Genomic DNA, 21,319 nt, shown 5'->3' on the forward strand with positions numbered 1-21,319 from the left:
AGCGCCCTGACGTGCGCGCGCCGGCCGTTGGCATTACGATGCGTTATTGCGTGCCGTCAATTCCCCCGCATCTGGTTGCATGACTTTCGATGCGTGCGGTGCGAGAATAAAAACATCCCGGATTCCCAATCCGCCAGCTCACCAGCCCTCAAGAGGACGCCATCATGTATGACCGCATTCTGGTATCGATCGACGGTAGTACGCCTTCCAATCGCGCTATCGACGAGGCCGTGAAACTCGTTGCCCTGAGCCAGGGCAAGATTCGTCTGGTGTCGGTGGTGCCGTCGCTCGCCAACGCCTACGCTGCCGGTGCCTACAGCGGCTTTGTGCCGCTCGAGAGCCAGGAATCGTTCGAGAAGGAAACGAGCGAGATTCTCGCCACGGCGCAGGCCGATTTGAAGAAGCGCGGTGTGGACGTCGAAACGAAGCTGGTCACGCTCGACGCCGGTACCGACGAGATCGCCGATGCCGTGCTGCGCGAAGCGCAGGAATGGAGCGCCGACGTGATCGTGCTCGGCACGCATGGCCGCCGCGGTATCAACCGCCTGTTGCTGGGCAGCGTGGCCGAAACGCTGCTGCGTATTACCACTGTGCCGGTGCTGCTCGTCAAAGCCGCCGACAAGTAATCAGCGTCGGCTGCTCCGGCAGCAGCGCCCGCCTGAAGCAAAACGGCACGCCCCTGCGGCGTGCCGTTTTGTTTTGTGTCCTCAGTGAATCGCCAAATCAGCGCATCAACGAATCCCCGCGCGCATGAACGACTGCACGAACTGACGCTGGAACAGCAGGAACGCGATGAACAGTGGCGCGGCAGTCATCAACGTAGCGGCAGTAATCAGCGACCAGTCGATGCCCTGATCGGTCGACGAGAAGATCTGCAAGCCCACGGTGAGCGGACGCGTCTCAACCGAGTTCGTCACGATCAGCGGCCACAGAAAGTTGTTCCAGTGATGGCTGATCGACACCAGCGCATACGCCACGTACACCGGGCGCGCCAACGGCACATACACGCGCCACAGCACCTGCCACGCATTCGCCCCTTCCACGCGCGCCGCATCGTCCAGTTCTTTGGGCACCGTCTTGAACGCCTGTCGCAGCAGGAAGATGCCGAACGCCGAGGCAAAGTACGGCAGCGCGATGCCGAGAATCGAGTCGCGCAACCCCATCCACGCGATCGTGCGGTAGTTCTCGACGATCAGCACGTCGGGCATCACCATCAATTGCAGCAGCACGATCATGAACGCGACTTCGCTGCCACGGAACGTGAAGCGCGCAAACGCGTAGGCCGCGAGCGTCGCGAGCACCAGTTGCGCCGCGAGAATTACCGTGACCAGCACGAAGGTATTGATCAGATACCGGCCAAACGGGGCCGCCTGCCACGCGTGCACGAAGTTATCGAGCGTGAGCGGTGCCGAGAGCGAGAACCGCGTCGCATAGGCCGACGGGTGGAACGCGCTCCACAGCGCATAGAGCAATGGCAGCAGCCAGAGCAAGCCGAGCAACCAAGCCCCGGCGATGTCGATAAAGCGGGTGTCGCCGGTGGCGGAGAACGCCGGCAACGCCGCGCGCGGCTTTTTCCCGCCAGTGGCAGTCGCCGGATCGATCGGGCGGGAAGTCTGAAGCGGCTGTGCGGGTATCGTCATTGGTAGTGCGTGCGCGAATCGAGCAGACGGAATTTCACGAAGGCAACCACGGCCAGCAGGGTGAGCAATACCACCGTGAGCGCTGCCGCGTACGACGTGTCCCAGAAGCTGAACGCCACCTGATAGATGTAGTACAGCAGCAGTTGCGTGGCGTTATCGGGCCCGCCACGCGTCATCACCACCACGTGATCGACCAGACGGAAAGCATTGATCACGGCGTTGATCACCACGAACAGCGTCGTGGGCATGAGCAGCGGCCATTGCACCCGGCGGAAGAACTGCCAGCGCGACGCGCCTTCCAGTGCAGCGGCTTCCGCGAGCGTCGGCGAGATCTGTTGCAGCGCCGCCAGATAGAAAATCATGAAGAAACCGGCTTCTTTCCAGATCGTCACGATCATCAACGCAGGCAACGCCGTGCCCGGCTGACCCAGCCAGTTGTAATCACTGCCGCCGAACGCTTGCGAGATCTGCGCAATCAGGCCGTATTGCGGCGTGTAGAAGAAGAGCCAGATGTTCGCCACCGCAATCATCGGCAGAATGGCGGGCGTGAAATACGCGAGACGCAGCAGCGCGCGCCCCGGCACCTGACGGTGCACCCAAAGTGCCATGGCAATCGAGATCGCAATCGCGAGCGGCACGGTAATCAGCGCAAACAGCACGTTGTTACGCAACGCTTGCCAGAACACCGGGTCATCGAGCAACAACTGATAGTTCTCGGCCCCCACGTAGACCGAAGGCGCCCCCGCACGTGCTGTCGAATAGAAGCTGTGCCACAAGGTGGCGACTGCCGGATAGTGCGTGAAGGCGACGAGCAGCACCAGCGCCGGTAACAGCAGCAGCCAGGGCACCCACGAGGAGGAAGAGCGGTTCATCGACAGTCCATCGATTCGGTACTCGGGACCGGACACCCCTGCACGTCGTGACATCGATGTGCCGGCATGCCGCGGTCCCGCATTTCAATTAGCGAGCGTAAGCACGCAGGATGCGATCCGATTCGCGTTGCGCATCGTCAAGCGCCTGCTTCGGCGACTTGGTACCCGTCAACGCGGCTTGCAGCGCGTCGTTGAGCGCCTTGGTCACGCGCTGGTTGTCGTGCGTCGAGAACTCGGCGACGCTGCTGCCCAGTTGATCGCGAGCGACCGCGGCGGCGGGCACCTTCTGCACGTATTGCTTCATCGCCGGGGTCTCCCACGCGGCCGGCGTCACGGCCACGTAGCCCGTGTCGATACCGAACTGCGCCGCACGCTCCGGCGTGGTGGCCCACTTGATGAAGGTCATCGCTGCCTGCTTCTCTTCCGGCGTGCTCTTCTTGAACACGTAGAAGTTGCCGCCGCCGGTCGGGCTGCCGCCACGCACCTTCGCCGGCATCTTGCCCACGCCGAACGGGAACGTGGCGTTGGTGCGAATGTTGGTCAGGTTGCCCGTGGTCGTGTAGATGATCGCGGCCTTCTTCTCGAGGAAGTCCTTCGGCGTAGTGCCCCACTCGATCGACCCCGTCGGCATCGCCTTGTACTTGGTCGCGAGATCGACCCAGTACTGGAGCGATTCGACCGCTTGCGGCGCATTCAGGAACGTCTTGGTACCCGACGCGTTCATCAGCTCGATACCGGCCGGCGTGGTGAACGCCTGGAACAGCCAGTAACCGAAGCCCGTCGACGGCACCTTGATCCCCCACTGCGTCACGTTGCCCGACGCATCGCGCTTGGTCAGCTTTTGCGCGTAGGTGGCAAGTTCTTCCCAGTTGGCCGGGGCACGATCCGGGTCGAGACCGGCTTCGCGGAACAGGTCCTTGTTCCAGTACATCACGATGGTCGAACGCTGGAACGGCACGCCCCACGTATGACCGTTGATGCGCGAGTTCATCATCAACGCCGGGTAGAAGCCGTCGAGCCACTGCTTGTCGGCCGACGTGCTGGCGATGCTGTCGATCGGCACCACGGCATCTTCGTCGATGAGCGTGAAGACGTCGGCGGCGGCCAAGACGGCCAGTTGCGGCGGCGTGCCGGCCTTGGCAGCCGTCAGCGCCTTGACCACCGAATCCTGATAGGTGCCTGCGTAGACCGGCTTGACCTTGATGTTCGGATGATCTTTTTCGAAGTCGGCCACCAGATCGTTGATGATCTTGGTCACCGGGCCGCCAACGGCCACCGGGTAGTAGAACGTCAGTTCAACCGGCTTTTGCTGCGCCATGGCCGAGGTCGTCAGGCCGCCCATTGCCATTGCGGCAAGACTGGCCGCAAACGTTTTCAGAATCGTGCGTCGCATGTCGCTTGGTTCCCCATGAAAGCGTGGTGGTGTGACTCGTAGTTTTGTGGTGATTCGCCGAAGCCGTGCGCGTGGTGCGCCGGTCAGGCGTGTTATGCGGTGGTCGCGGCGGAGGTGGTCGCGGCCGTCGTGGCTTGCAGCGTGGCCGGAGGCACCATCGTCGCGAGCGACGCAGGCGTATCGGCCACGTGAGGCGCGTCATCCGCATCGGCAGCGTGATGCCCCTGCCCTGCCGTCACACTCGTGCGCAGGCCGGTTTCGGCGTCGAACAGGTGCTGATCGGCGGCGTCCCATTGCAGGCCGATGGCGTCGCCCGGCGCGAACGGGCGATGCCCCGGTACGCGTGTGGCGATCTCACCGGCCGCGCCCAACGTGCAGGCAACCAGTGTGTCTGCGCCGAGGTATTCGACCGCGCTCACGGTGGCGAGTACGGCACCGACCGACGTCGGCGGCACGGCGCAAACGTGTTCCGGGCGAAGGCCCAGCAGCGCGCGCTCGCGGGTGCCCGCCGAGGCAAGTGCGGGGCCGGTCTGGCCCGCCGGCACCAGCGCTTCGCCATGACGCACCAGTTGCAGCAACTGCATCGGCGGCGTGCCAATGAAGCTCGCGGCAAAGCGTGTGGCGGGGGCGGTGTAAAGGGATTGCGGCGCGCCGGCTTGTTCGATACGGCCATCGCGCAGCAGCACGACCTGATCGGCCATGCTCATCGCTTCGGTCTGATCGTGGGTCACATAGACCAGCGTCATGCCGAGCTTCTGTTGAAGCGCGCGAATCTCGCGGCGCATCTCCTGACGCAGTTGCGCGTCGAGATTCGAGAGCGGTTCGTCCATCAGACAGACCGACGTTTCGGCAATCACGGCACGGCCCAGCGCCACGCGTTGCTGCTGACCGCCGGAGAGTTGCGATGGTTTGCGATCGAGGTAGGGCGCGAGGCCCAGCAGGTCGGCCACGCGGGCCAGACGCTGCGGGTAGCCGCTCGTCGGCTCACCACGTACGCGCAGGCCGAACAGCAGGTTCTCGCGCACCGACAGATGCGGGAACAGCGCATACGACTGGAACACCATCGAGAGCTTGCGACGTGCGGGCGGCAAGCCGGTCACATCGGTGTCGCCGAGCAGAATACGGCCGCTGCTTGGCGTCTCGAGGCCGGCGATCATACGCAGCAACGTCGATTTGCCACAACCCGACGGGCCGAGCAGCACCACGAGCGAACCAGCCTCAGCGGAAAAGCTCACATCGTGAAGCGCGTGTGTATCGCCCCACTGCTTGCTGACGGAATCGATGGTGAGCGATGACATGGCCGGATATGCAGGAGCCCTGACGGGCGCCGGGATCGTAAAACCCCGACCATAACCGGCCATCGATGGCAGTTTGATGACATGTCACATCCCCGGTATTGCACCGGGTTAGGGCCTGCTCTGCCTAACGTTGTGACTTACGCTGCCGCCTGACGGCGCTTGGCGCGCAGCAGCGCCTTGGAGATGATGCGCGTCTCGGTCGACGATGCACCGGTGCGGCGCGCCACGGCGTCGCGGAAGAAACGGCGCGTCTCGTCAGCCACGGTCTCGCGCTCGTTATCCATCGTCAGGATGTGATAGCTCTCGCTGAGCAGGCATTTCTGCTTCACTTCCGACGACACACCGTCGTACACGATGCGCGCGTTGTGCGGGCTCGACGTGTCGTCGTCGACGGCGTGAATCACCAGACAGTCGGCAGTGACGCGATCCAACCGGCGACGCACATGCGCCGCCAGCCGGCGCGCGTGATACAGATGCGCGAGCGGCAGCGATGCGGCGCCGATTTCCGACGCGTCGTGCTGCGACATGGACTTGGCCACGCGCGCACGCAGCGCTTCGTTCTTCAGCCCGTACGGCGCCTTCTCGTGATAGCGATAGCGATGACGGAACGGCGTGTGGAAGACCAGATCGATGAGCGGGTAGTACCAGGGAATGGTCCAGCCGTCGTACACCAGCGTGACCGCCAGCAGCGAGAGCGCCGCCACGTCCTCTTCTTCCTGCGCGACGGCCAGACTCAGCGTGGCGCCGATGCACAGCCCGCACAGCGACACGGTCTCATGCGTCTCGCGCAACTCGCGGTACTTGGCCCGCGCGGCGGCGATCCACGAGCGCCAGTCGCTGCAAGGCGCGCCGAGGCCGTAGCCTTCGATATGCGGCACCGAGACGGTGTAGCCCTCACGATGCAGCGCACGTGCGACGGGACGCATTTCGAGCGGTGTGCTCGAGAGTCCCGGCAGCAGCAGCACCGCGTGTTCGCCACCCTTGTAATAGATATCTTCTTGAAACATGCTCAAACTCCGCCCGAGACGACCGGCGCCTCTTTAACTTCGCGCGCATTCGCAGCGGGCGTGAGCGTATGCAACGGCGTGACCGGACGTACCGCCGGCCCCGAATGCAGACGCAGAATGACATACGTACCCAGATGGGCCTGGAAGTATTGCAGTTCGCAGGCAAACATCTCATAGCCGCCATCGCGGCTCAGCATGCGCAGGTTGTGGGCGCCGTGTTGCGGGCGCTGCGCATCGGGATTGAACAACCCGGCCAGACGCCGTGCGTCTTCCGGATGCAGCAAGGCACGCAGGCCGTCGCGCTTGACGACGTCCGGCGCAACACCGGTCGCACGACGAAAATGCTCGTCGATAAACTCGTAGTGGGTGGTCGGGTTCGCCAGATAAAAAATCGTATCCAGATGCTTGGTCAGATACGTCATCAGCGCGTTGCTCAACTGCACCGAGTCGGACAGCACCATGCGTTCGTTCTCGGCACGCAGCAGCATTTCGTAGCGCGTCTGGGCGACTTCGGCGATCAGTTCAGCCCGGTATTGCGCGCGGCGCAGGCGTTCGATGAGCACGACGGCCAGCGGCGTAATCGTCAGAAAGCCCGTGACGATCATCACGTCGCGACGGTCGAGCATCGCGATGTCGCGAAACGGCGGCACGAAGAAGAAATCAAAAATGGGGATGCTGATGACCATCGCCATCAGGGCCGGGCCCAGGCCCCAGATGAATTCGACGATGATAACGGCGCAAGCGAAGAAGATACCCGGCATCGAGTGATCGAGCACCGGATGCAAGAGGCTGCGAAAGAGAAACGCAGCAAATACCACCATCAATGCCCCGGCATAGCGCTTGGCACCGGGCTCCGCCCAACGTCGGGCGTTTCTGATATCCATGATTCCCCGTCGGTCATGGCCGACGCTCAACAATCCACAGACATGACCGCAGCGGTCGCCTGTTACAAAATATTACGGATTATCGCACGGCACCAAAAACGCGTCGGCTGTCCCAAACCCTAACTCAGTCGCTTCTTAACAACAGGGCAGTGGATGCCCGGCTGGCATGGGTTTGCCGCAGGTTTCCCGGCTTGGCACCCGGCCGTTGCCCTCATGGCAAAGACACTGGCGGCATTAGGGTCAGGGGTAGTCGAGAGGGGAACCCGGGCGATTACCGCAGCATCGACGACATCGCCGAGAGGCAGTTGAGCATGCGTACGGCGGCCTCGACCGTGGGCGCCGTGAACTGGAGTGTCACGCCATCGACACGTTCCAGCGTGGGCCACTGACAGAACAGATCGGCCAGCGCGGTGGTTTGCGCTTGCACGCGCACCTCCACCGGCACCGCCACTTGGTACGGATGCCATTTGCGCCGGTCGCTCAGCGACTCTCGGGCGGCCTCGCGAATCAGCTCGCACGACTCGCGCGGGTTGAGCGTCATGCCACTGCCCTGCCCCCATGCGGCCTTCGTCTGGACGAACCGCACGTGCGGGAAGATCAGTTGCGTCTCGTCGCAGAACACGTCGTCACCGCTGGCCATCACCACCGGCACGCCGCGCTCACCAGCCAGTGCGCCATACAGGCGCGCTTCGCTGGCTTCTTCGCCCGCCAGCCAGACCCGTGCAAACGCGAAGCTGTTGATCGTGTGCGCGAGAATCCCCGCGCTCTGGGCTTTGCCGTGATAACCGACCATGAAAATGGCGTCGCAACCGGCTTCCACACCGGCCACCATGCCCAGATAGCGCGGTTTGCCGAGCACCAGACGGGCGCGCGGGTCGAGCTCGTCTGGCAGCAGGTTGCGGAAGCCGCCGTGCGAGTCGTTGACCATCACCTCGGTCGCCCCGCCCTCGAACGCCCCGAGGACGGCGGCGTTCGCCTCCTGCGTCATCCAGCGCCGGGCGCGTTCGTACTCGCCATTACCGGCGCGGGTCTGTTCGGGATGGAAGACGCCGGCGACGCCCTCGATGTCGGTAGAGATCAGGATTCGCATGATGTCAGCAATTCGGGGTGGCCATAAGTGGCCGCAATCGGGTGGACGCGAGATTCCAGTTCAAAACTGGGATCAGGCAGGAATCAAGGGGTTCAGAGCGCCGCCCAGTCGGGCAGCACATCGGCGAGCGCACGGCGCACATGGCCGTTGCGCCCCAGCACCGACTCGGCGGCAAAGAGCGCGTGCAGAATGGCCTGCTCGGTCGCATCGGCCGTCGCCTGAAAAATGGGGTCGAGTAACGGGTCCGGCACCAGCGCCGCAGGGGCAACCCGCCCTTGCGCGTCGTGCGCCGTCGTATAACCGGTGGTGAAAGCCAGCGCGACATCGCCGCTGCCGTGACCATAGACCGAGCCGGTGCGGGCCAGCCCGGCGGCCGTGCGCGTGGCGACGCGGCGCAACTGGCGGGCGTCGAGCGGGGCATCGGTGGCCACCAGCATGATGATCGAGCCGCGCTCGGGCGCCGCGCTCTGCTCGGGTTGGGCCAGACGTTCGTCGAGCACAGCGCCGACGTGGCGCCCGGCAATGGTCAGTTGCGACGGGCGGCCGAAATTGGAGAGCACCAGCACACCCACGGTAAAGGTTGCCCCCGCCGTTTCGACCACGCGCGAGGACGAGCCGATGCCGCCCTTCAGACCGAAGCTCGACATCCCGCGCCCTGCCCCGACGGCCCCCTGTGCAAAGTCGACCGAGGCGCTGGCGAGTGCCTCCGCATAGTGGTCTTCGGTCACGGCGAACGCCTGCATATCGTTCAGATAGCCGTCGTTACATTCGAGCACGGTGGGGTTGAGCGACGGCGCACCGCGCCCGATCGTCGGGTTCGCCTCGATGGCAGCACGCAACTGCCCGAGGACGACGTGGCTGACAGAGAACGTATTGGTCAGGGCGATAGGCGCTTCGATCACGCCGAGTTCGTCGATCTGCATCAGACCGACGCTCTTGCCGAAACCGTTGATGACAGCGGCGGCGGCGGGAATTCTGGCGCGGAACGGGTCCCAGGCGGGCGGCGGCACGGTGTCATGTGCACTTCCCGGCAGCCCTTCAGCCGGTGTTGGGCAGACCACCGTCACCCCCGTCTGGATCGCCCCCTCGGCGAGGGTGGCATGCCCGACGAATACGCCGGGCACATCGGTGATGGCATCGCGCGGGCCGGCCGGCAGAAGCCCGACGTGCGGCGCGCCGAAAGAGGTTTCGCGCAAGTCTGGCGTCTGCATCATGACAAGCCCTGTCAAATGCTCAGTGTCGGTCGAGCTTCGGATCGAGCGCGTCGCGCAGGCCGTCGCCGAGCAGGTTGAACGCGAGCACGGTCAGGAAAATGGCCAGGCTCGGGAAGATGGCGATATGCGGTGCGTTGACCATGTCGGCGCGCGCCTCGTTGAGCATGGCGCCCCACTCCGGCGTGGGCGGTTGCGCGCCCAGACCGAGGAACGACAGACTCGCGGCCGTGATGATCGACGTGCCGATACGCATCGAGAAGTACACCACAATCGACGATACCGTGCCCGGCAGAATGTGCCGCATGATGATCGTCCAGTCGGACGCACCGATCGAGCGCGCCGCTTCGATGTACGTCATGTGCTTGAGCACGAGCGTATTGCCGCGCACCAGCCGCGCAAACGCCGGGATCGAGAAGATCGCGACGGCCACGATCACGTTGACCATGCCGTTACCCAGCACGGCCACCACGCCGATGGCCAGCAAGATGCCCGGGAAGGCGAACAGCACGTCGGAGATACGCATGACGATGCGGTCCCACCAGCCTTCGTAATAGCCAGCCAGCAGCCCCAGCACCGTGCCGATGATCGCACCGATGGCCACCGAGCCGAAGCCCGCCGCCAGCGAGATGCGCGTGCCCGCGAGCACTCGGCTGAAGATGTCGCGGCCGAGCGAATCGACGCCGAACCAGTGTTTGGCCGACGGCCCGGCATTCAGGGCGTCGTAATCGAAGAAGTTCTCCGGATCGAACGGCACCAGATGCGGCGCCAGAATGGCGATGAGGACAAGCAACAGCACGAAACCACCCGCGACGAGCGCGATGTGCTGCTTCTTGAACTTGCGCCAGAATTCGCGCCACGGAGTGCGCACGCGATTGGCATTGGCCGCGGCGGCCGGTGTTGCAGTCGTAGGTTGACCCGCGCTCATTATGCGTGCCTCACTTGTAGCGAATGGTCGGGTTGATGACGGCGTACAGCACGTCGACCACGAGGTTGATCAGAATGAACTCGAGCGAGAACAGCAGCACCAGCGCTTGAATCACGGGGTAGTCGCGCATCTCGACCGAATCGACCAGCAGGCGCCCAAGGCCCGGCCAGTTGAATACCACCTCGACGACAATCGAGCCGCCGAGCAGAAAACCGAACTGCAACCCCATCATCGTGATGACGGGAATCATGGCATTGCGCAGCGCATGCTTGAACACCACGCGCATTTCGTTCAGGCCCTTCGCACGGGCGGTGCGCACAAAGTCTTCGTGCAGCACTTCGACGAAGGCCGAGCGGGTGAAGCGTGCCATCACGGCGGCCACGGCCGCGCCCAGCGTGATCGAGGGCAGGATGTAGCTCTTCCACGAATCGGCGCCCATGGTGGGCAGCCAGCCGAGTTGCACCGAAAACACCTGCATGAGCAGCATGCCCATGGCGAACGCCGGGAACGAGATGCCCGAGACCGCCAGCGTCATGCCGAGCCGGTCGGGCCAGCGATTACGCCACACGGCCGAGGCCACGCCGATGCCCATGCCGATCACCACCGACCAGATCATGCTGACCAGTGTGAGCCACAGCGTGGGCATGAAGCGGCTGCTGATTTCTTCCGAAACCGGTTGCTTGCTGCGCATCGACAGGCCGAAATCGCCGCGCACCGCGTGCGTGACGAAGTACGTGAACTGGGACAGCAGCGGCTTGTCGAGGCCGAGGTCCTGACGCACCAGCGCCACGGTCGCCTCGTCCGCCTGCGGACCGGCCGCCAGACGCGCCGGGTCGCCCGGCAACATGTGCACGAACGCGAACACCAGCACCGCCACGATCAGTAGCGTGGGGATCAGGCCGAGCAGGCGTTTGAAAAAGTAATTGAGCATCGCAGTCTTGCCGAACGTCTTACCAAACCAGGTCTCTCTCGCGGCTATCGGTGGCGCAGTGCCTGCCGGGTTGCCGGTAAATCCGCGCCGCCACCGTGTGTCGGTGGCGGCGCGGGCACTTCAGACTCGCCGTCCTGCTTACTTCATCGAAATATCGGTGAAGTTGAACGAGCCGTCAGGCATGGTGTACACGCCCGTCAGGTTCTTATTGCGTGCGTACAGCAGCTTTTCCGTCACGAGGAACGCCCACGGGGCATCGTTCCAGATCTTCTGTTGTGCGTCGGTGTAGAGCTTCGTCTTCTCGGCACGGTCGGTCGTGAGCAGCGCCTTGTTGAAGTCGGCATCCACCGCGTCGTTCTTGTAGTACGCGGTGTTGAACAGCTTCGGCGGGAACGACTCCGAGCTCAGCAACGGACGCAGCGCCCAGTCGGCTTCACCCGTCGACGACGACCAGCCCACGTAGTACATGCGCACCGGTGCCTTCTCGGGATCCGGCGCCGACTCGACCAGCTCGACACGCTGACCGGCTTCGAGGGCACGCACTTGCGCCTTGATGCCGACCTGTGCCAATTGCTGCTGCACGAACTGGATCACCTTCTGGGCGGTCGTGTACGTGTAAGCCGACCACAGCGTGGTCTCGAAACCGTTCGGGTAACCGGCTTCCTTGAGCAGTTCCTTCGCCTTGGCCGGGTTGTACGGCCACGGGCCCGTCTTCGTCGCGAAGTCCACGCCCTGCGGCACCACACCATCGGCCGGCGTCGCGTAGCCAGCGAAGGCCACCTTGACCAGTGCTTCCTTGTTGATGGCGTAGTTGATGGCCTGACGCACGCGCACGTCGTCAAACGGCTTCTGCTTCGTGTTAAAGCTCACATAGCGCTGAATGATCGACGGGCCGGCGATCACGTCGACCTTGCCGCTGGCCTTCAGGCCGTCAGCTTGTTCGTACGGCACCGGGAAGGCAAAGCCGGCTTCGCCGGTCTGCATCACGGCAGCGCGCGTGTTGTTGTCGACCACCGGCTTGAAGGTGATCGTGTCGACCTTCGGGTAGCCCTTCTTCCAGTAGCCGTCAAACTTCTTCACCTTCACGTAGTCGGTGCGGTTCCATTCGACGAATTCGAACGGGCCCGTGCCGACCGGGTGCGAGGCGATGTCCTTGCCGTACTTCTTGAGCGCTTCCGGCGAGATGATCACGGCCGACGGGTGGGCCAGCGTGTTGATGAACGGCGAGAACGGCTCTTTGAGCGTGAACTTCACCGTGTGGGCATCGACCGCTTCCGTCTTGGCGATTTCCTTGTACAGGTTGTAGCGCTTGAGCTTGTTGTCCGGGTTCGTCACGCGGTCGAAGTTCGCCTTGACGGCGGCGGCATCGAAGTTCGTGCCGTCCTGGAACTTCACGCCCGACTTGAGCTTGATCGTGTAGACGAGGCCGTCCGGCGAGACCGTGTAGCTATCGGCCAGCACGTTGACGAGCTTCATGTCCTTGTCGAAGCCGAACATGCCTTCGTAGAACGACTTGGCGACGGCCTGCGACAGCGTGTCGTTGGCGTCGTAAGGATCCATCGTCGTGAAGGTCGACTGCACGGCCATCACGACATCCTTGGCGGCAAACGCCGGAGCTGCGCCGAGCACGGCGGACGCCACGGCGACGGACGCGAGCGCGGTTTTCCAGCGAGCGCCCAGCAAAGCGGTTTTCGACATCTGTCTTTCTCCTTCTGGTCTGACGGGGTCGCCGCGAGCGGAGCCTCTGGACTCCGGCCCTTGGCGGGCATTGTTATTACTGAAACAAAGTACTGCCTGAACCACCGGGGAAACCCCCGAAACACTCACAACATCAATCAGTAAGCACCGGCCACGCGATGACGTGCCACGTAGTGCCCCGCGCCCACTTCCACCAGCGGCTGCACCTGGGGCTCGTCGCCCACGGCGCGAATCGGGCTCGGAATTTCTTCCGTGAGCAGTTCGCGCTTGGCGTGACGACGTGACGGGTCGGCAATCGGCACCGCCGACATGAGCTTCTTCGTGTACGGGTGCTGCGGATTCTCGAAGATCGCCCGGCGCGGGCCTATCTCGACGATCTGGCCAAGGAACATCACCGCCACCCGGTGGCTGATGCGCTCGACCACGGCCATATCGTGCGAAATGAACAGGAACGCGATGCCGAACTCTTTCTGCAAGTCGAGCATCAGGTTGATGATCTGAGCCTGTACCGACACGTCGAGCGCCGAGACGGATTCGTCGGCGATCACGACCTTCGGCTTGAGTGCGAGGGCACGCGCAATGGCAATACGTTGACGCTGGCCGCCCGAGAATTCATGCGGGTAGCGCTGTGCATAATCGGCGGGCAGACCTACGCGCTCCAGCAGTTCGGCCACGCGCTTTTCGGCTTCGGCACCGCTGGCGACCCCGTGCACGAGCAGCGGCTCCATGATCGAGAAGCCGACCGTGAGGCGCGGATCGAGCGAGGCGAACGGGTCTTGGAAAATGAACTGGATATCGCGGCGCAGCGTCTGCAAGGCACGCCCGGCGAGATCCTGAATCGGCTTGCCATTGAATTCGATCGAGCCGCCCTGACTTGCCACCAGACGCAGCAACGCACGCCCTGTCGTGGACTTGCCGCAGCCCGACTCGCCCACGAGACCGAGTGTCTCGCCCGGATACAGATCGAAACTCACGCGCTCGACGGCGTGCACACGCTGCTTCACGCTGCCGAAGAAACCCGACGGCACATCGAAGCGTGCGATCAGATCTTTCACGCGCAGAATCGGGCCGGCGTCGGTCTTGACGGTCGGTTGGGGTGTCTCGGCGACGGGCTTGGCGTCAGCCGGTGCGTCGTAACGCAGCAGCGGGAAACGCGCCGGCAGGTCGGTGCCCTGCATCGAGCCCAGACGCGGCACAGCTGAGAGCAACGCCTGCGTGTAACGCTCGCGCGGCGCGCTGAAGATTTCCTGCGACGGACCGGCTTCCACCTTGTCGCCACGGTGCATCACGAGTACGCGGTCGGCCACTTCGGCCACCACACCCATGTCGTGCGTAATGAAGACCACGCCCATATGCATCTCGTCTTGCAGCGCGCGAATCAGTTGCAGAATCTGCGCCTGAATCGTCACGTCGAGCGCAGTCGTGGGTTCGTCGGCGATCAGGATGCCCGGCTTGCACGACAAGGCCATCGCGATCATCACGCGCTGGCGCATGCCGCCCGAGAGTTGATGCGGAAAGCGGCCCAGCACGCGGCGGGCTTCGGGAATGCGGACGAGTTCGAGCATGCGCAGCGCCTCGGCACGCGCGGCGGCGTGGTCCTTGTGCTGGTGCAGGCGAATCGATTCGGCAATCTGCTCGCCCACCGGGAACACCGGGTTGAGCGAGGTCATCGGCTCCTGGAAGATCATCGCCATGTCGGCACCACGGATGGTGCGCATGGTATGACCGCTGGCCTTGGTCAGATCGACCAGCTTGCCGTTACGGCGCCGCATGATCATCGAGCCTTGGATGATCTTGCCGCCGCCGTTCTCCACCAAACGCATGGCGGCGAGCGAGGTGACCGATTTGCCGGAACCGGATTCGCCGACGATGGCGAGGGTCTCGCCGCGATCGACGTGGAATGACAGGTCGCGCACCGCCGTCACCACGCGCTCTGAGGTGGCGAACTGCACGGTGAGGCCGTCGACGGCGAGCACGCGCTCATCGGGCAACGAAATCGTAGGGGTTGTCTTGCGCTCTGCCACGCCTGTCCTCGCTAATCTACGCTTGCTGATACTTGTTGATGCTTGCTGATGCCGACGAATACTGACTTGATGCGGTACTGATGGTGAATCCGGGGTTACTCGTGGATCGCCGTCACGGGCGTCTCGCCCACGCGTGCAACACCGCGATACATCCCTTCGGTATTGAACGGCAGCGCCACGTTGCCCTGAGCATCGACGGCGATCAGACCGCCTCGGCCCTGCACGCGCGGCAGACGCTCGTTGACGACACGATCGGCTGCATCGGTCAGCGACAGGCCCGCGTACGCCATCAACGCGCCCACTTCATAGCAGGCCACCGCGCGAATGAAGGCCTCGCCCGTACCGGTGGCCGACACGGCGGCCGTGGCGTCGTTGGCATAGCAACCGGCACCGATGAGCGGCGAATCGCCCACACGGCCCACGGCCTTATTCGTCATGCCGCCTGTCGACGTGGCCGCGGCCACGTGACCGTGGATATCGCAGGCAACAGCACCGACGGTGCCGAACTTCGTGTCCGGGTCGATGGGCTCAATCGGTTCGCCCGATGCGCCGTCACGCTTGAGCGGCATGTCGTGATCGAGCGCCACGGCGGCGTCGGCCAGTGCGCGCTGCCATTGGGCGTAGCGCGCATCGGTATGGAAGTATTCCGGCCCGACCATCTCGGCGCCGTGGGCCTCAACAAAGGCTTCGGCACCTTCGCCCACCAACAGCACGTGCGGGCTGTGCTCCAACACCGAGCGGGCGGCAAGAATCGGGTTGCGCACGCGATGCACGCAAGCGATGGCACCAGCGTCGAGCGTCGTGCCGTCCATGATCGCGGCGTCGAGTTCGTGCGTGCCTTCGTGCGTGAACACGGCGCCGCGCCCGGCGTTGAAACGCGGGCAATCTTCCAGACGGCGCACGGCTTCGGTGACGGCATCGAGGGCCGAGCCACCGGCGGCCAGCACGGCCTGCCCGGCGCGCAGCACGTCGGCCAGCGCCTCGTGGTAAGCCTTGAGTTCTTCGGGCGACGTGTCGCGGCTGATCGTGCCCGCCCCGCCATGAATGGCGATGACGGCGCGTTGTGGGGTGCTCATGATGCCTTGTCCTTTCTTTCCTGACCGCCCTGCGTCGTCTTGGGCAGCGCGGTCGATGAGGTCGGGTTCGTGACCGTCGCAGCCGTAGCGGCAGATGCAGCGGCGTTCGTATGCGGGGCGGTGGCGTTGGCGGCGATGGACGCAATCGTTGCGACAGTCGCGCCCTGCGGCGTGGCGACGCGCCCCACCACCGAGCCGACTGAGGCGACTGAACCGACAATCGGGGTATTAGCCGGTACGTTGACGGGGGCATTCGCCGACGCGGCGGCCGAGGCCACCGATGCCGAGTCGAGCCACGGCAACAGGAAGTCGGTCAGCTCGGTCGCACGGTCCACCGCGTGCTTGGCGCGCTGCGCGACGGCGTCGCACAACGCGTCGATCATGGCGAGCACGCTCGCTTCCGAGTTGCTCGACAACCGGGGTTTGCTTCGCACGAAGATGACGATGTCGCCGAGTGGCGCCAACGGCGAGGTCGGGCTGTCGGTCAGCACCAGCAACGGTACGCCGCGCCCGCGCAACCGGCGGCACAACGTGATCGTGTCGGTCACATAGCGCGGGAAGCCGAGCGCAATCACCAGATCGCCTTCGCGCAGCTTGAAGAGTTGGCGCGCCGCGTGCGTCGAGCCGCCCGCCCCCACGACGGCCTGCACGTTCTCGCAATACGGGTCGAGGCCGTGGTGCAGCAAACCCGCCAGATAACCGCTGGCACCCAGCCCCAGCACATGAATGCGACGCGCCTGCAAAATCGTTTCGACAGCGCGCTCGCACGTGCTCGCGTCGAGCGTGCGGCGAGTCCAGTCGAGGTTTTCCATGGCCTGCGCAAGCGACGCGGCCATGACATCGGCGCTGGCGCTCATTTGCGCCTTGCTTGTGCGCAGGCTTTCGATGGGGGCCAGCGTCGCTTCGAATCCGCGCACCATCGCGGCGCGGCATTGCGGGTAGCCGTCGAAACCCAGCGCGCGGGCAAACCGGTTCACGGTGGCGAGCGAGACGCCAACTGCGGCCGCGAATTCGTCGATGCGCATGGTCGCCGCCCGGAACGTGTTGTCCAGCACAAACGCCGCCATGCGCTGCTGCGCGGGCGTCAGTTCGGGCATGGCACGCACGATGCGCTCGGTAAGCGGCAGATCGGCAGGCAACGAGTCGGCGTCAATCATGGGAAAAGCGGGTCGTCCGTGGCACCGGCGTCGTCACCGGTGTAAGCAAAAGTACGTGAAAGAAATTGATCGCGAATCCCTGCAACGAATCGGTCAGGGCGCCAGTCATACCGTTAGTTTTTTCGTCGACTATCGGTGACCTTCACGAAGTGGAAGAAAGTATATTTTCATCACGCCCTAGTCAAAAGAAAAAAAATTGATCAAATGGGGTGACATCGCTCGTCAAAACCCGGGCGATGTCCCGCAAACCCTGTCAAAACAAGGGGGAAGCTCGTCAAGCTACGTAAAATGCGGGCATACTAGGGGAAACCCGAATTCACGAACTCGCCGTACCACCGGGAGCCCGTATCGAACATCAGGCAGCAGATTCACAGGACAGTCGCATGACCGCCTGGGGAGGCTTGGTCGGAGGCGAGTCGTAACGTCGTAACACGCAGTAATCATGGCGTAGCCGTGGGCTTACATCTGCCCCGTACGCTGACGTGAAGCCATCGCCTCAAGGAGTACGACCATGCTGAGCCCGCATGAAATCGCCACGTTGATACTGGCGGCCGCATCCCTTGGACCCATCGATGCCGATGCGCTCGAACCGCCCGAACTCGCGGCGTTGGAGCAAGCCCGCCTGGTGCACGTGGCCGTCGATGAGGGACAGACAAAAGTGACGGTGACCGAAGACGGTCATCGGGTGTTGCGTCGCCTGGGGATCGAGCCCTCGGCCGGCGAGCGTTCTGAAGCGCCGCGCATGGCTGCGCGGCGCGAGATGAAGGTCAGTTGATCGAGTCGTCGAACCGGCAGTTACGCCGGTCGTTCCAGATCAGAGCGTTGCGAAGAACAGACTCAGGCGTGCGAGCACGATCAGCAGAATCTGCATCAGCAGGAACAGCGCCAGCGGCGACAGATCGAAGCCGCCGAGTTGCGGGATGACACGACGCAGCGGGCGCAGCAACGGATCAAGCAGGTGTTGCAGGATGGGCATGGCCACGGCGCGCGGATTCACCCACGACAGCACGGCCATCAACAGCGTCATCCACATCACCAGATTGGCGCCCCACTTAGCGACCAGCACCAGCGCCACCAGCAAGCCTCGCGGGAACACCGCGAGCGGCGACACCCCCACCACGGCAGTGATCAGCACCAGGTAGACGATTGCGCTCAACCAGGCGCCGATCACGCACGCCCAGTCGATCCCGCCCACGCCGGGCACGACTCGCCGCAACGGCAATACGAGCCAGTTCGTGAACTGGAAAATGCCCTGAGACAGGGGGTTGCCCGGAGGCAGTCGTGTGGCTTGCATCCACACGCGAAGCAACAGCAAGGCGCCGAACAGCGAGAAAACGAGATCTAGCAGCAGACGGGCGATTTCGACGAGCATCTGGACTCCAACGGATTGAGCGGTGCCCCGCAAAACCGGCATTGTCGCATGCGTTCGCCCGAGTTCACTCGTCTTTGCCCAACCCTGCCAGCGGATGTGCGCCGTCAGCCCAAGGCGACGTAAAAAACGCGTCGACCTGCGCCACCGGCACGTCGGCAATCGACGCGTAACGCCAGCGCGGCTGTTTGTCCTTGTCGATCAAGAGGGCCCGCACACCTTCCACGAAATCCCCCGATTCGAACGCGTGGTAGCCGAGCACCAGTTCCATGCGAAACGCGTCGGCCAGATCGAGCCGTCGGCCCTTCTGCAACTGCCGGTCGGTCACACACAGGCTCAGCGGCGAGCGTTGCAGCAACAGGGCGAGCGTCTCGGCGGCCCACGGCGTTGCGGTATCGGCCTGCAACGAGGCGAGGATTGCCGGCACGTCGATTGCGCTGAAATGCCGGTCGAGCGAGGCGCGCACCGGGATCAGCGGTGCGGCATCGGTCCACGTACGACCTAGAGGAAGAATGGCCGCACGCAGTTGGCCCAGCGGATCGGCCGTGTCGCCCTTCGACCAGTCGAGTTGCCAGAGCGTCTCGCGCAGGTGCAACGGCGCATCGCCTTCGAGCCAGACATCGGCCAGCCCGCAGTAAAGCGCGTCGGCTGCCCCAATCGTCGGGCCGACCAACCCGAGGTAACGGGCGAGCGTCGGTGCAAGGTGACCGAGAAACCAACTCGCCCCAACGTCCGGGAACAGGCCGATGCCCGTTTCCGGCATCGCGAGCCGGGTCTTGTCGGTCACGATACGCAGGCCCGCGCCTTGCGCGACCCCCATGCCCCCGCCCATCACGATGCCGTCGAGCAGCGCGAGATAGGGTTTCGGGTAGCGGTGAATCAGGTAGTCGAGCCGATATTCGTCGATGAAGAAGTCGCGGTGGTGCGTGGCGTTGGTCAGACGGCTGTCGTACAAAGCGCGCACGTCGCCGCCCGCGCAGAACGCCTTCTCACCGGCCCCCTCGATCAATACCGCCCGCACGGCCGGATCGTCGGCCCACGCCGTCAACTGCTGCCACATTGAACGCACCATGCCGTGCGTGATGGCATTGAGCGCGCGCGGCCGGTTCAGCGTGATGACACCGAACCCATTGATCACTTCGAACAACACTTCGTCTTGCGCCTCAACGGCGCCGTCATGCAGATTCACGTGCCCTCCTCGCGGTGCGCGGGGTTGTCGTGCCGGGTGGTCGTGCGCGCCTGTCGCACCTACGCACGTAAGCCCATACGTTCTCAGTCCAGATTGCGGGCGATCACCTGACGCTGGATCTCGCTCGTGCCCTCGTAAATTTGAGTGATGCGTGCGTCGCGATAGTGGCGCTCGACCGGATAGTCCTGAAGGTAGCCGTACCCGCCATGAATTTGAATGGCATGCGTACACACCGATTCCGCCAATTCAGAGGCAAAGAGCTTGGCCTGCGACGCCTCCGACAGACAAGGCAACCCTTGCGTACGAAGCGCCGCCGCGTGAAGGATCAGGAACCGAGCAGCGTTGATACGCGTGGCCATGTCCGCGAGCATGTTGGCAATGCTCTGGTGCTCCCGGATCGGTTTGCCGAATTGCTGACGCTCTCCCGAATAGCGCAACGCCGCTTCGAATGCCGCCCGCGCCACACCCAGCGCCAGCGCCGCGATACCGATACGCCCGCCCTCCAGATTGGACAGCGCAATCTTCAGCCCCTGCCCCGGTTCGCCGAGTAGCGCGTCATCGTCGACGGCACAATCCACCAAGGTGATCGGGCAAGTGTCGGAGGCTCGGATACCGAGCTTGTGCTCGGGCGGTCCCACTTCGAAACCGGGGGTATTCGTCGGCACGATGAAAGCCGAGATGCCGCGCTTGCCGGCCGCCGGGTCGGTGACAGCGAAGACGATCGCCATGGCCGCCCGTTTCCCATTCGTCACAAACTGCTTGTTGCCGTTGATGACCCACTTCCCGTCGCGACGTTCGGCGCGCGTGCGCAAGTTGTTGGCTTCCGACCCGGCCTGAGGCTCCGTCAGACAGAAGGCACCGATCTTTCGCCCGGCGGCCAGATCCGGCAGCCAGCGCTGCCGCTGCGCCTCGTTGCCGAACTTCAGAATCGGCGCACAACCGACCGAGTTGTGGACAGACATCATCGTGGCGGTCGATGCGCACCCGACGGCGATCTCCTCCATCGCCAGCGCATAGGCCGTGTAGTCGGTGTACGAGCCGCCAAACTCCTCGGGCACCATCATGCCGAGCAGGCCCAGCTCGCCCATCTGCGCCACCATGGCGTCGGGCAGTGCGCAGTCACGATCCCACTGGGCAGCATGCGGCGCGAGCTGCTCGCTCGAGAAGCTGCGCGCCATGTCGCGAATCATGCGTTGGTCTTCGGTATAGAAATCCATGCTCTGTCTCCCGCACCGTGATGGCCACTGGCGCTTTTTCGATGTCGATGGACTAAGTTTAGGGATGCAGGCGGCGCGACACCATAGCCAAAAGCGGCAAATTGGCTGAGCGGAATTGCCATCGGAAACGTCTGGCCTCGGCCTCGGATAAACCCCTACGCCTTGCCCGCCGGGCCAGATCGAGGCTGGCCGGCGCCGGCATCCAGTGGATAAATCCCTCACCCAATCTGACCCGTTTGGACATTGCCTGCCGCCGACGGCACGCATTACGATGAATTTCGCCATCGCCCCGCGAACACCGCGCCTCATCAAGACGGTGCCCGGGGAGGCCGATA

General features: G+C 63.9%; 19 protein-coding genes. 2 read left to right on the forward strand and 17 right to left on the reverse strand.

Features of this window, described 5'->3' with window-relative positions; genetic code table 11:
* Positions 1–164 precede the first annotated feature (164 nt).
* Positions 165–626, forward strand: a complete 462-nt coding sequence (locus AT302_RS18225; RefSeq protein ID WP_058379657.1) for a universal stress protein — start codon at positions 165–167, stop codon at positions 624–626.
* A gap of 105 nt (positions 627–731) precedes the next feature.
* Here AT302_RS18225 and AT302_RS18230 read toward each other — a convergent pair whose 3' ends face one another.
* The 14 genes from AT302_RS18230 to AT302_RS18295 all read right to left on the reverse strand — a co-directional run bounded on the left by AT302_RS18230 (position 732) and on the right by AT302_RS18295 (position 17,209).
* Positions 732–1,640, reverse strand: coding sequence for a carbohydrate ABC transporter permease (locus tag AT302_RS18230; protein ID WP_237171960.1), 909 nt, complete (start codon positions 1,638–1,640; stop codon positions 732–734).
* Positions 1,637–2,512 (reverse strand): carbohydrate ABC transporter permease, encoded by an 876-nt coding sequence (locus AT302_RS18235; RefSeq protein ID WP_058379658.1) that lies wholly within the window; start codon positions 2,510–2,512, stop codon positions 1,637–1,639. The genes AT302_RS18230 and AT302_RS18235 overlap by 4 nt, the downstream gene beginning before the upstream one ends.
* A gap of 88 nt (positions 2,513–2,600) precedes the next feature.
* Complete coding sequence (locus AT302_RS18240) at positions 2,601–3,905, reverse strand: ABC transporter substrate-binding protein (RefSeq protein ID WP_058379659.1); 1,305 nt, start codon at positions 3,903–3,905, stop codon at positions 2,601–2,603.
* A gap of 92 nt (positions 3,906–3,997) precedes the next feature.
* Positions 3,998–5,203 (reverse strand): ABC transporter ATP-binding protein, encoded by a 1,206-nt coding sequence (locus AT302_RS18245; RefSeq protein ID WP_058379660.1) that lies wholly within the window; start codon positions 5,201–5,203, stop codon positions 3,998–4,000.
* Positions 5,204–5,340: 137 nt separating this feature from the next.
* Positions 5,341–6,210, reverse strand: a complete 870-nt coding sequence (locus tag AT302_RS18250) for an alpha/beta hydrolase (RefSeq protein ID WP_064675108.1) — start codon at positions 6,208–6,210, stop codon at positions 5,341–5,343.
* A gap of 2 nt (positions 6,211–6,212) precedes the next feature.
* The gene (locus AT302_RS18255) at positions 6,213–7,094 is read right to left on the reverse strand and encodes a DUF4118 domain-containing protein (RefSeq protein ID WP_084656314.1); all 882 of its coding nucleotides are present in this window, start codon (positions 7,092–7,094) and stop codon (positions 6,213–6,215) included.
* 271 nt (positions 7,095–7,365) lie between these two features.
* The gene (locus AT302_RS18260) at positions 7,366–8,184 is read right to left on the reverse strand and encodes a M55 family metallopeptidase (RefSeq protein ID WP_058379663.1); all 819 of its coding nucleotides are present in this window, start codon (positions 8,182–8,184) and stop codon (positions 7,366–7,368) included.
* 92 nt (positions 8,185–8,276) lie between these two features.
* Entirely contained in the window at positions 8,277–9,398 is a 1,122-nt protein-coding gene (locus AT302_RS18265) for a DmpA family aminopeptidase (protein ID WP_058379664.1), read from the reverse strand.
* A 19-nt stretch (positions 9,399–9,417) separates the two neighbouring features.
* A complete protein-coding gene (gene gsiD / locus AT302_RS18270; protein ID WP_058379665.1) occupies positions 9,418–10,323 on the reverse strand; it encodes a glutathione ABC transporter permease GsiD in 906 nt (301 codons plus the stop codon).
* Positions 10,324–10,333: 10 nt separating this feature from the next.
* A complete protein-coding gene (gsiC, locus tag AT302_RS18275; protein WP_058379666.1) occupies positions 10,334–11,254 on the reverse strand; it encodes a glutathione ABC transporter permease GsiC in 921 nt (306 codons plus the stop codon).
* A 138-nt stretch (positions 11,255–11,392) separates the two neighbouring features.
* A complete protein-coding gene (gene gsiB / locus AT302_RS18280) occupies positions 11,393–12,952 on the reverse strand; it encodes a glutathione ABC transporter substrate-binding protein GsiB (protein WP_058379667.1) in 1,560 nt (519 codons plus the stop codon).
* Between the two features lie 137 nt (positions 12,953–13,089).
* Positions 13,090–14,976 carry a dipeptide ABC transporter ATP-binding protein gene (locus AT302_RS18285; protein ID WP_058379668.1) on the reverse strand — a complete coding sequence of 629 codons (1,887 nt, stop codon included), beginning with the start codon at positions 14,974–14,976 and terminating at the stop codon, positions 13,090–13,092.
* A gap of 95 nt (positions 14,977–15,071) precedes the next feature.
* The gene (locus AT302_RS18290) at positions 15,072–16,052 is read right to left on the reverse strand and encodes an isoaspartyl peptidase/L-asparaginase family protein (RefSeq protein WP_058379669.1); all 981 of its coding nucleotides are present in this window, start codon (positions 16,050–16,052) and stop codon (positions 15,072–15,074) included.
* Positions 16,049–17,209 carry a MurR/RpiR family transcriptional regulator gene (locus AT302_RS18295; protein WP_058379670.1) on the reverse strand — a complete coding sequence of 387 codons (1,161 nt, stop codon included), beginning with the start codon at positions 17,207–17,209 and terminating at the stop codon, positions 16,049–16,051. The genes AT302_RS18290 and AT302_RS18295 overlap by 4 nt, the downstream gene beginning before the upstream one ends.
* 511 nt (positions 17,210–17,720) lie before the next feature.
* On the opposite strand from AT302_RS18295, the gene AT302_RS18300 reads away from it, so the two are divergent.
* A complete protein-coding gene (locus tag AT302_RS18300; RefSeq protein ID WP_058379671.1) occupies positions 17,721–17,984 on the forward strand; it encodes a hypothetical protein in 264 nt (87 codons plus the stop codon).
* Positions 17,985–18,023: 39 nt separating this feature from the next.
* Here AT302_RS18300 and AT302_RS18305 read toward each other — a convergent pair whose 3' ends face one another.
* The 3 genes from AT302_RS18305 to AT302_RS18315 form a co-directional block, all read right to left on the reverse strand.
* Positions 18,024–18,581, reverse strand: coding sequence for a YggT family protein (locus tag AT302_RS18305; protein WP_058379672.1), 558 nt, complete (start codon positions 18,579–18,581; stop codon positions 18,024–18,026).
* Between the two features lie 64 nt (positions 18,582–18,645).
* Complete coding sequence (locus AT302_RS18310; protein WP_058379673.1) at positions 18,646–19,767, reverse strand: enoyl-CoA hydratase/isomerase family protein; 1,122 nt, start codon at positions 19,765–19,767, stop codon at positions 18,646–18,648.
* Between the two features lie 83 nt (positions 19,768–19,850).
* Complete coding sequence (locus AT302_RS18315) at positions 19,851–20,984, reverse strand: acyl-CoA dehydrogenase family protein (protein WP_058379674.1); 1,134 nt, start codon at positions 20,982–20,984, stop codon at positions 19,851–19,853.
* Positions 20,985–21,319 lie beyond the last annotated feature (335 nt).

Source organism: Pandoraea norimbergensis (genome assembly GCF_001465545.3).
Taxonomy (GTDB): Bacteria; Pseudomonadota; Gammaproteobacteria; order Burkholderiales; family Burkholderiaceae; genus Pandoraea; species Pandoraea norimbergensis.

Excerpts from the sequence above, each read along its gene's own strand:
- AT302_RS18225 (WP_058379657.1), top strand. The coding sequence starts at position 165 with ATGTATGACCGCATTCTGGTATCGATCGACGGTAGTACGCCTTCCAAT.
- AT302_RS18230 (WP_237171960.1), bottom strand. The coding sequence starts at position 1,640 with ATGACGATACCCGCACAGCCGCTTCAGACTTCCCGCCCGATCGATCCG.
- AT302_RS18235 (WP_058379658.1), bottom strand. The coding sequence starts at position 2,512 with ATGAACCGCTCTTCCTCCTCGTGGGTGCCCTGGCTGCTGCTGTTACCG.
- AT302_RS18240 (WP_058379659.1), bottom strand. The coding sequence starts at position 3,905 with ATGCGACGCACGATTCTGAAAACGTTTGCGGCCAGTCTTGCCGCAATG.
- AT302_RS18245 (WP_058379660.1), bottom strand. The coding sequence starts at position 5,203 with ATGTCATCGCTCACCATCGATTCCGTCAGCAAGCAGTGGGGCGATACA.
- AT302_RS18250 (WP_064675108.1), bottom strand. The coding sequence starts at position 6,210 with ATGTTTCAAGAAGATATCTATTACAAGGGTGGCGAACACGCGGTGCTG.
- AT302_RS18255 (WP_084656314.1), bottom strand. The coding sequence starts at position 7,094 with ATGGATATCAGAAACGCCCGACGTTGGGCGGAGCCCGGTGCCAAGCGC.
- AT302_RS18260 (WP_058379663.1), bottom strand. The coding sequence starts at position 8,184 with ATGCGAATCCTGATCTCTACCGACATCGAGGGCGTCGCCGGCGTCTTC.
- AT302_RS18265 (WP_058379664.1), bottom strand. The coding sequence starts at position 9,398 with ATGATGCAGACGCCAGACTTGCGCGAAACCTCTTTCGGCGCGCCGCAC.
- gsiD (WP_058379665.1), bottom strand. The coding sequence starts at position 10,323 with ATGAGCGCGGGTCAACCTACGACTGCAACACCGGCCGCCGCGGCCAAT.
- gsiC (WP_058379666.1), bottom strand. The coding sequence starts at position 11,254 with ATGCTCAATTACTTTTTCAAACGCCTGCTCGGCCTGATCCCCACGCTA.
- gsiB (WP_058379667.1), bottom strand. The coding sequence starts at position 12,952 with ATGTCGAAAACCGCTTTGCTGGGCGCTCGCTGGAAAACCGCGCTCGCG.
- AT302_RS18290 (WP_058379669.1), bottom strand. The coding sequence starts at position 16,052 with ATGAGCACCCCACAACGCGCCGTCATCGCCATTCATGGCGGGGCGGGC.
- AT302_RS18295 (WP_058379670.1), bottom strand. The coding sequence starts at position 17,209 with ATGATTGACGCCGACTCGTTGCCTGCCGATCTGCCGCTTACCGAGCGC.
- AT302_RS18300 (WP_058379671.1), top strand. The coding sequence starts at position 17,721 with ATGCTGAGCCCGCATGAAATCGCCACGTTGATACTGGCGGCCGCATCC.
- AT302_RS18305 (WP_058379672.1), bottom strand. The coding sequence starts at position 18,581 with ATGCTCGTCGAAATCGCCCGTCTGCTGCTAGATCTCGTTTTCTCGCTG.
- AT302_RS18315 (WP_058379674.1), bottom strand. The coding sequence starts at position 20,984 with ATGGATTTCTATACCGAAGACCAACGCATGATTCGCGACATGGCGCGC.